The sequence below is a fragment of the Nitrospirota bacterium genome (assembly GCA_037386965.1).
Lineage (GTDB): Bacteria > Nitrospirota > Thermodesulfovibrionia > Thermodesulfovibrionales > JdFR-86 > JARRLN01.
In genome coordinates this window covers 1-5,680 of record JARRLN010000113.1, presented here as the reverse complement: position 1 = coordinate 5,680, position 5,680 = coordinate 1, and the positions used below count along the sequence as shown (strand labels likewise).

Sequence of the window (5,680 nt, the reverse complement as noted above, 5' to 3'; positions counted from 1 at the left end):
TCGGTCCGGTACTTTTAACCACCTGAGTGCTCGGCTCCCTAGTCGGTTTGACTTACCCCCGGGGCCGCCGCCCGCCAGCCGGGACTGGGCACAGTAAGCGCAGTCCTCGGAGCAGCCCCCGGTCTTCACGCTCACGATGGAGCAGAGGCGGGCCTCGCGCCCCCGGAAATGCTCCCTCAGCCTTCCGGCGACGGCAAACAGGTCGAAGGGAGCGGCCTCGAGGAGCCCCCGGGCGTCCTCTCTGCCCAACTGCTCACCGGCCAGGACCTTCTCGCTGAGGGCGCGGAGCATACGCTATTGTGGCGAAGGCCCCGGGGGGAAGTCAAACCGACAAGGGAGCCGAGCACTCAGGTGGTTAAAAGTACCGGACCGAGAAGGAGCCTCTTTCGCCCCTGGGCTCCTGCCAGTCCACCTGCACGTCCTCCACCCGGGCGCCGGACGGCCCCTGGCGGCAGGACTGCAGGGCGTTTTCGATGTCCTCCCTCCGGCCCTCGAAGACGGCCTCCACCCTGCCGTCGGGCGTGTTGCGCACCCAGCCCCCGAGCTTGAGAGAGCGGGCGATATCCTCGGTGAAGGCCCTGAAAAAGACCCCCTGAACGCGCCCCGAAACGATGACGTGGGCTCTGCATTGCCCGGACATGCCCGGATTATATCACCCCTTCCGAAGGAGGGGCAACGGGTGCCGCGCCGGGGCGTGCTACCGGCGGCGGGTGTTGACTTCCCGGCGGTTTCCATGAGAAAATAGATTCGAACTTTATTGACTAGGAGGCTGCTCCATGCCCATCTACGAATATATATGCAATGCCTGCCGCAAGGAGTTCTCCATCCTGAGCGTATCGGCAGCCAGGACGAAGGCCGTCTGCCCCCACTGCGGCTCCGTCGAGGTGACCAAGAAGCTCTCGTCTTTCAGCTGCTCCCTGCCCACCGGGTTTTCGGGCGGCACCTTCTCCGGCGGGGGTTGAGGGACCTCCGGCTGCTGAGCGTGCCTCAGCTGCAATCACTTGACTTTCTTACATCCGAACAATAAAATCAGAGCAGATTATGCCCAGAATTCTGCTCGCAGACGATAGCGTCATCATCCAGAAGGTTGTGGACTCGGTGCTTTCGGAGCGGGGTTTCGAGGTCGCCTCGACCGCCTCGGCCGAAGAGGCCCTCCAGGCCCTGTCCTCCTTTCAGCCCGACCTGGCCCTGGTGGACGTCCAGCTTCCCGATGGCGACGGCTACCAGGTGGCCGCAAAGATGAAAAAGCAGGCCGGCATACCCGTCGTGCTCCTTGCCGGGGCCTTCGAGCCCGTGGAGGAATCGCGCATGCGCGGCGCGGGGGCGGACGGCTCCCTTACCAAGCCCTTCGAGGCCGAGGACCTTGTGGGCACCGTGGAAAGGTTCCTGGCCGCCCGAAAAGAGGGTGCGGAAAAAGAGGAGGCCGCTGTTGCGCCGGGCCTTGAGGAGGAAGCGGACTTCGGCGACATCGACGTGGTCGAAGAGGTAACCGTCGTAGAGGAAGAAGTGGTGGCGGAACCGGTCTCCGGGGAGGAAGAAGACCTCTGGGACATGGGCGACATGGGCGGGGAAGCCCCCGCCGGCGCGGCCGAAGAAATCGTGGAAGAAGTCCTGGAAGAAGAGATGGGCGTCGAGGCCGAAGAGGAAGCGCCCCCGGCCCGGCCCGATGAGGCCCAGGAGGAACAAGCTGCCCGGCCCGCCTCCGCCGGGGCTCCGCCCATGGGCGCCATGCCCTCGGAGAAGGAGCTCCTCAGGGTGTTCCGCGAGGCGGCCCACGAGAGGCTTGACAGGGCCATCGCCGAGCTGGACCTCGGGGCGGCCCTCAGCGACGCCCTCCGTCCCGGGGTGCGGGAGACGGTGGAGAAGATACTCTGGGAAGTGACGCCGGAGATTACCGAGAAGCTGCTCAGGGACGCCGTCCAGGAAAGCATGGGCTCCATCAAGGGGGTCCTGGAGAACGTCATCTGGGAGACCGTCCCCGAGCTCGCCGAGTCCATCATCAGAAAAGAGATAGAGAAGATCCGGTCCCGGAGCTGACCGCTCTCCGGTCTTTCCTTGCATCTTGTCAACCATGACAGATTTTCCAAAGAGCTATAATCCGGCCGAAGCGGAGAAAAGGTGGTACGCCCTCTGGGAGGAGCAGGGGTACTTCCGCCCCGAGGTCAACCCCGGGGGAAAGCCCTACTCCATCGTCATCCCCCCGCCCAACATCACCGGCTCCCTGCACATGGGCCACGCCCTGAACGCCACGCTTCAGGACGTCCTCATCCGCTGGCGGCGCATGAAGGGTGAGAGGGCCCTCTGGGTGCCGGGCACCGACCACGCAGGCATCGCCACCCAGAACGTGGTGGAGCGTGAGCTGGCCCGGGAGGGCACGGACAGGCACGCCCTGGGCAGGGAGGCCTTCATCCAGAGGGTCTGGCAGTGGAAGGAAGAGTACGGCGGCCGCATCACCCACCAGTTGAGGAAGCTGGGGGCCTCGGCCGACTGGTCGCGGGAGCGCTTTACCCTGGACGAGGGCCTGAGCCGCGCCGTCCGGGAGGTCTTCGTGCGGCTTTACGAGGACGGCCTCATCTACCGCGACAAGCGCCTCATCAACTGGTGCCCCCGGTGCCGCACGGCGCTGTCGGACCTGGAGGTGGAGTACGAGGACCTGGAGGGCACCCTCACCTACATTAAATATCCCCGCGTGGGCGCCCCCGGGGGCGTCACCGTGGCCACCACCAGGCCGGAGACGATGCTGGGGGACACGGCCGTGGCCGTCAACCCCGAGGACGAGCGCTACCGGGACCTTATCGGCAAGACCGTGGAGCTCCCCCTTACCGGCAGGACCATACCCGTCATCGCCGACCCGGAGGTGGACCCCGCCTTCGGCACCGGGGCGGTCAAGATAACCCCGGCCCACGACTTCAACGACGAGGCCGTGGCCAAGCGGCAAACGCCGCCCCTGCCGGCCATCACGGTCATCGCCGAGGACGGCACCATGAGCATGAACGCCGGCCCCCGGTACGCGGGGCTCGACCGCTACGAGGCCCGCCGGAAGGTGGTGGACGACCTCGGGGCCGAGGGCCTCGTCGCAAAGACCGAGCGTCACGTCCACGCCGTGGGGCACTGCTACAGGTGCAAGACCGTCGTCGAGCCGGCCTCCACGCCCCAGTGGTTCGTCAAGGTGGGCCCCCTGGCGGAGGAGGCCCTGGAGGCCGTCCGCTCGGGCAGGATACGCATCGTCCCGGAGAGCTGGCTCAACAGCTACTACGCCTGGATGGAGAACATCCGCGACTGGTGCATCACCCGGCAGATATGGTGGGGGCACCGCCTTCCCGTCTGGTACTGCGCAAGCTGCGGAGAGACCATCGTCTCCCGGGACGACCCCACAGCCTGCCCCGCCTGCTCGGGCAAGGAGCTCATCCAGGACCCCGACGTCCTGGACACCTGGTTCTCCTCGGCCCTCTGGCCCTTCTCCACCCTGGGATGGCCGGAGCGGACCGAGGACCTCGGGGCCTTCTATCCCACCAGCGTGCTGGTCACCGCCTTTGACATCCTGTTTTTCTGGGTGGCCCGGATGATAATGATGGGCCTCAGGTTCATGGGCGAGGAGCCCTTCCGGGACGTCTACATCCACGCCCTGGTGCGGGACGCCGAGGGCCAGAAGATGAGCAAGTCCAAGGGCAACGTGGTGGACCCCCTGCTGCTCATCGACAGGTACGGGGCCGACGCCTTCCGCTTCACCCTGGCCGCCTTCGCGGCCCAGGGCAGGGACATCAAGTTCGCCGAGGAAAGGGTCGAGGGTAACCGGCACTTCATAAACAAGCTCTGGAACGCCACCCGCTTCATCCTGATGAACGTCGAGGCCGGCCACGGCGCTCCCTCGGTGGAGGAGCTCGGGGAGCGCCTGGAGGAAGAGGAAAGCCCCCTGGCCGTCCGGTGGGTGATGAGCCGCCTGGCTGACACCCGGGCCGAGGTGGAGGCCGCCCTCGGGGAGTACCGCTTCAACGACGCCGCCTCGGCTCTGTACCAGTTTGCCTGGCACGAGTTCTGCGACTGGTACATCGAGATGGCAAAGACCGAGATGTCCGCGGCCTCCCGCGACTGCCTGCTTCTTGTCCTCGAAAACCTGCTCCGCATGCTTCAGCCCTTCATGCCCTTCCTTGCCGAGGACATCTGGCAGCGCCTCCCCCTCACCCGTCCCACCGAAAGCATCGTCACGGCCCCCTGGCCCGCGGCGCTCGCCCGGGACCCGGAGGCCGAGCGTGAGATGGCCATGGTGATGGACGCCGTGGGCGGGGTCAGGAGCATCCGCGGGGAGATGAACATCCCGCCCGCCCAGGTCCTGGAGACCCACGTGAAGACGGCAAGCGGCGAGGTGGAAGCGCTCCTCAGGTCCAACCTCCACTACGTAAGCAAGCTGGCCCGCGCCGAGGTCAAGGGGCTGGGCACCGGGGTGGCCAAGCCCGGCGGGGCGTACACCTCGGTGAAGGACGGCCTGGAGGTCTACGTCAAGCTCGCGGGCATCGACGTGGATGCGGAGCTCACCAGGCTCGGCAGGGAGAAGAAGAAGCTCGAGGGGACCCTGGGCGTCCTGCACAAGAAGCTCCATAACCCCGACTTCCTGGAGCGCGCCCCGGCCCACGTGGTCCGGAAGGAGCAGCAGAAATACGACGAGCTCGCCCAGAGGCAGGAGAAGCTCGCCGAAAGCATCGCGAAAATAAAGGGCCTGGAGGTGTGAGATGCCCGAGAAAGCCATGGTGAATGTGGAAGGCAGGGAGCCCGATATCGTTGAGGGCGAGACCGTCAACATCTCTGACTCCTCGGTGCGCTCCGTGGAGGCGAACCACGTGGACATGGACCGGGTGAGCGCCATGAGCGTGGAGGGGCACACCGTAAACGCGAGCATGAGCGCCGCCCTGGTGGCAAGCGGAGAGACGCTCAACATCACCCAGGGGGCGGCCTTCGTGGCAAGCGGCACCGAGACCTCGCTGCACGCCTCCATGGCCTCGGTGGCCGCCGGGCGGACGGCGCACGTGGACCGCTCCGCCGTGGGGATTGCCGCCGGAGGCGATGTCTCCCTGGAAAACAGCGCCGCCCTGGTCGTCCTGGGAAGAAACGTCACGGGCTCGGTGACCACGCTTTTAGACTGGAAGGGCGCCCTCGCCCTGGCCCTTACGGCGGGCGGGCTCTGGGGGCTTTTCTCCCTGTTCAGGAAAAAGTAGCCCCATGCCCCTTCCGCCCGAGGTCCGCGAGCTCATCGAAAGGGCCCTCAGGGAAGACGTGGGCCCCGGTGATGCCACCACCTCGGCCCTGCTCCCCCCTGAGGAGAGCGGCGCCGCCCGCCTCATCGCCAAATCCCCCCTCGTCGTGGCCGGGCTTCCCTTCGCAGAGGCGGTCTTCCATGCGGTCGACCCGGAGACGAAGATGGAAGCGCTCAAGGCCGAAGGGGAACGGGCCGCCGGGGGTGAGACGCTGGCGGGGATAAGCGGAAGCGCGGCGTCGCTTCTTGCCGCAGAGCGGGTGGCCCTCAACATCCTTCAGAGGCTGTCGGGCGTGGCCACCCTGACGGCGGAGTTCGTCCGGCGGGTGGAGGGCACGGGGGTCAGGATTCTGGATACCCGGAAGACCACGCCGGGGATGCGCCTGATGGAGAAGTACGCCGTCCGGATGGGCGGCGGGTGGAACCACCGCT

Annotated in this window: 7 protein-coding genes; 5 read left to right on the top strand and 2 right to left on the bottom strand. The window is 66.6% G+C overall.

Annotated elements, in window-relative coordinates:
• Positions 1-291, bottom strand: a 291-nt coding sequence (locus P8Y39_12320) for a hypothetical protein (protein ID MEJ2193101.1), incomplete at its 3' end; no start/stop codon positions are given.
• Between the two features lie 64 nt (positions 292-355).
• A complete protein-coding gene (locus tag P8Y39_12315; GenBank protein ID MEJ2193100.1) occupies positions 356-640 on the bottom strand; it encodes an acylphosphatase in 285 nt (94 codons plus the stop codon).
• Positions 641-776: 136 nt separating this feature from the next.
• Here P8Y39_12315 and P8Y39_12310 point away from each other — a divergent pair, with 136 nt between their 5' ends.
• The 5 genes from P8Y39_12310 to P8Y39_12290 all read left to right on the top strand — a co-directional run.
• Entirely contained in the window at positions 777-962 is a 186-nt protein-coding gene (locus P8Y39_12310; GenBank protein MEJ2193099.1) for a zinc ribbon domain-containing protein, read from the top strand.
• Positions 963-1,041: 79 nt separating this feature from the next.
• A complete protein-coding gene (locus P8Y39_12305) occupies positions 1,042-2,037 on the top strand; it encodes a response regulator (protein MEJ2193098.1) in 996 nt (331 codons plus the stop codon).
• A gap of 34 nt (positions 2,038-2,071) precedes the next feature.
• A complete protein-coding gene (locus P8Y39_12300; protein MEJ2193097.1) occupies positions 2,072-4,726 on the top strand; it encodes a valine--tRNA ligase in 2,655 nt (884 codons plus the stop codon).
• Between the two features lies 1 nt (position 4,727).
• Entirely contained in the window at positions 4,728-5,210 is a 483-nt protein-coding gene (locus P8Y39_12295) for a hypothetical protein (protein MEJ2193096.1), read from the top strand.
• A gap of 4 nt (positions 5,211-5,214) precedes the next feature.
• Positions 5,215-5,680 (top strand): nicotinate-nucleotide diphosphorylase (carboxylating) (locus P8Y39_12290; protein MEJ2193095.1); only part of this gene is annotated, 466 nt, incomplete at its 3' end.

Coding starts and splice junctions, on each gene's coding strand:
- P8Y39_12315 (MEJ2193100.1), bottom strand. CDS start 640: ATGTCCGGGCAATGCAGAGCCCACGTCATCGTTTCGGGGCGCGTTCAG.
- P8Y39_12310 (MEJ2193099.1), top strand. CDS start 777: ATGCCCATCTACGAATATATATGCAATGCCTGCCGCAAGGAGTTCTCC.
- P8Y39_12305 (MEJ2193098.1), top strand. CDS start 1,042: ATGCCCAGAATTCTGCTCGCAGACGATAGCGTCATCATCCAGAAGGTT.
- P8Y39_12300 (MEJ2193097.1), top strand. CDS start 2,072: ATGACAGATTTTCCAAAGAGCTATAATCCGGCCGAAGCGGAGAAAAGG.
- P8Y39_12295 (MEJ2193096.1), top strand. CDS start 4,728: ATGCCCGAGAAAGCCATGGTGAATGTGGAAGGCAGGGAGCCCGATATC.